The sequence below is a fragment of the Emticicia aquatica genome (genome assembly GCF_923079645.1).
In the GTDB taxonomy this organism is placed as follows: Bacteria; Bacteroidota; Bacteroidia; order Cytophagales; family Spirosomataceae; genus Emticicia; species Emticicia aquatica.
This window is the reverse complement of the sequence record NZ_CAKLPY010000014.1, coordinates 1-3474: the sequence shown is the minus strand read 5'-3', so window position 1 is coordinate 3474 and position 3474 is coordinate 1. Positions and strand designations below refer to the sequence as shown.

Genomic DNA, 3474 nt, shown 5'->3' with positions numbered 1-3474 from the left:
CAGGAACCACAATAACTGTTAGTCCATTATCGACAGGTTCATATAGTTATGTAGCGACATGTACAAATAGTAATAATTGTACGGCGACCTCGACAGGAGTAGTAACTGTAACCGCGAAACCGACAGTAAGTTTACCAATCGACTTCCAATTGTGTAGCGGAGCATCTACAACTTTGACAGCAACTGGCTGTGCAGGTGGTACATTATTGTGGAGTTCAACAGCCAATAATGCGACAACATCAACAGTAACAATCACACCAATAAACACAGGAATTTCACCAATTACAGTTACATATTCAGTAGTTTGTACGACTAGCTCAAACAATGGTTGTACGGCTTCTGACGAAGTAATAGTAACAGTAAATCCAAATCCAACTGTTTCTTTAACACCAACAAATATTTCTTGTTATGGTGCAAAAGATGGTAAAATTTTAGCAGAAGGAAATGGTGGAACTGCTCAATATACATTCAATATAAACGGCGGTTCATTTACAACAACAGCCGCTGCATCGAATACATTCACAGGTTTAGACCCAAATATCACATATACAATAACAGTTAAGGATACAAAAGGATGTATCGCAACTGCTACAACTTCTCTTACCCAACCAGCAACGTTGCAGTTGACAAAAACAAAAATTGACCCTAAATGTGAAAAATCAGATGGTTCAATTGACCTTTCAGTTTCTGGTGGAACTACACCATATACTTATTTATGGTCGAATGGTGCTACAACACAAGACTTAACTGCTAAAGCAGAAGGAACATACAGTGTAGTGGTTACTGATAAAAATGGATGTATCGCTACAACCACTGTGACACTAACACCGCAAGATTGTTCATTCGATTTAGCTCTCAAAAAAGTTTTAAAAACTGCAGGTACATACAAGCCAGGAGATAATGTGACATTTACTATTTCTGTCATAAATCAAGGAACAGTAACGGCAACGAATATTCAAGTAACGGATTATATTCCAACAGGCTTAACGTTGAACGATGCAAACTGGACTGCTGCAAGTGGAAAGGCAACTTTAAATACTGTCATTGCAAGCCTTGCTCCAACTATAACAGTTACGAAAGACATAACATTTACAATTAATAATAATTTTGAAGGAGCATCAGTAGTAAACAGAGCAGAGATTAGTTCTGCTTCAAATGCTAGAGGACTTTCAGATATTGATAGTAATCCAAACGCAATATTGGGTGACGATAAAGGTGGCCTCGTAAGTAGTCCAGCGGATGATTACGTAGATGGAAATGGCACAGGTGTAATTGGTGATGGTGTGGCTGCAACTGATGAAGATGATGAAGACCCAGCTTTATTGAATATTACTCAAACATTCGATTTAGCATTAAAGAAAGTGCGTACTTCAGCAGCGACGGTTATTCCAGGCTATGATGTAACTTATGAAATTGAAGTAATTAACCAAGGTACAATTACAGCGACAAATATTCAGGTGAGCGATTATATTCCTGCGGGAATGACTTTAAGTCCAATAGAAACTAACTGGAATGTCTCTGGAAGTGTTGCTACTTTAAAAATCCCGATTGCCTCTTTAGCACCTTACAATACAAGTGTTAAGAAAACAATTATTCTAAGAGCTAACAACGTTGTGACTTACCAAGGTCAGGTTTTAGTAAATAGAGCAGAGGTTTCGTCGGCATCAAATGCGTTAAGTTTAAATGATAAAGATAGTACGCCTGATGGAATTTTAGGTAACGATAAAGGTGGACAAGTAGATAGTCCAGCCGATGATTATATTAATGGAAATGGTACAGGAGCAATTGGCGATGGCATTGCGGCAACTGATGAAGATGATGAAGATCCAGCAAGCGTATCAGTTGAGAAGTTTGACTTAGCGTTGAAAAAAACATTAAATAGCAGCACACAACAACCAATAGTTGCAGGAAGAGATGTGAAGTTTGATATTACGGTTTATAATCAAGGGACAATTGGTGCGAAAGATATAGCAATAGTAGATTATATTCCAACAGGCTTAACGTTGAACGATGCAAACTGGACTGCTGCAAGTGGAAAGGCAACATTAAACACAGCTATACCAGCAATAGTAGCAGGAGAAAGTGCAGTTGTAAGTATTACGTTCACTGTTAATGCTGGTGTAAGTGGTAGTTTGAATAATTATTCAGAAATCAGCAGTGCAAAAGATAATAATGGTTCAAGCGTAACAGATATTGATAGTACCCCAGATTCAGATAACACAAATGATGGGACAGTTAAAAATGATGTTATAAACGAGAATGGTAAGAGTGGTGGTGATGAAGATGACCATGATATTGAAACTATCAATGTAGAGAAATTTGACTTGGCTTTGAAGAAAACAATTTCAACAGGTCAATCACTTGCTATTATGCCAGGAAGTAATGTGAAATTTACTATTTCAATCTTTAATCAAGGTACAGTAGCTGCTAAAAATATTCAAGTTATAGATTATATTCCGACAGGAATGACGTTGAATGATGCGAGTTGGACTGCTACAAGTGGAGGAGCAACTTTGAATAGTTCAATTGCCAATTTGGCTGCTAATTCAAGTACAACTGTCGAAATAACTTTAAGAGTAAATGCTGATTATACTGGTACTCTTTTGGTAAATACTGCTGAAATTTCTTCTGCTAAAGACCAAAATGGAAATTCTGTTGATGATATTGACAGCACACCAGATGCAAATAATGGAAATCAAACAGGTGAAGTAAGTCCTCAAATGAAGGATGACATTACCAATGAGAATGGTAAAAGTGGAGGTGATGAAGATGACCATGATTATGCAAATATTGATATTTGTCAAGTTAAACTTGCGATTAATCCAAATACAGTAATTCCTGTTTCTTGTTATGGTGGAAACAACGGAAGGGCTACAGTAGCAGCTTCTGGTGGTCAAACTCCTTATACTTATTTATGGAGTAATGGAGCTACCACTGCAACTGTAAACAACTTTACGGTTGGTACATATTCAGTAACAGTGACTGATTCAAGAGGATGTTATGCGACCGCAACAGTAACGATTACTCAACCGACGAAATTAACAGCGAGTGCAGTAGGTGTAAATGTAAAATGTTATGGCGGCAATGATGGCAGTGCAACGGTGACAGCGAATGGTGGGACAACAGCTTACAGTTATGCATGGAGTCCAAGTGGTGGCACAGGTGCAACAGCGAACAATTTAACAGCAGGAACTTATACCGTAACAGTAACGGATGCAAATGCCTGTACAGCGACCGCAACGGTAACGATTACGCAACCAAGCCGTTTAACAGCGAGTGCGGTAGGTGTAAATGTAAAATGTTATGGCGGCAATGATGGCAGTGCAACGGTGACAGCGAATGGTGGTACAACAGCTTACAGTTATGCATGGAGTCCAAGTGGTGGCACGTCAGCAACAGCGAATAATTTAGTAGCAGGCACTTATACCGTAACGGTAACCGATGCAAATGCTTGTACAGCGACCGCAACAGTAA

1 protein-coding gene is annotated in these 3474 nt (G+C 38.7%); it reads left to right on the top strand.

The features are described 5' to 3' along the window. A partial coding sequence (locus MJQ71_RS20765) for a beta strand repeat-containing protein (protein WP_374759626.1) occupies nucleotides 1-3474 on the top strand: 3474 nt, incomplete at both ends.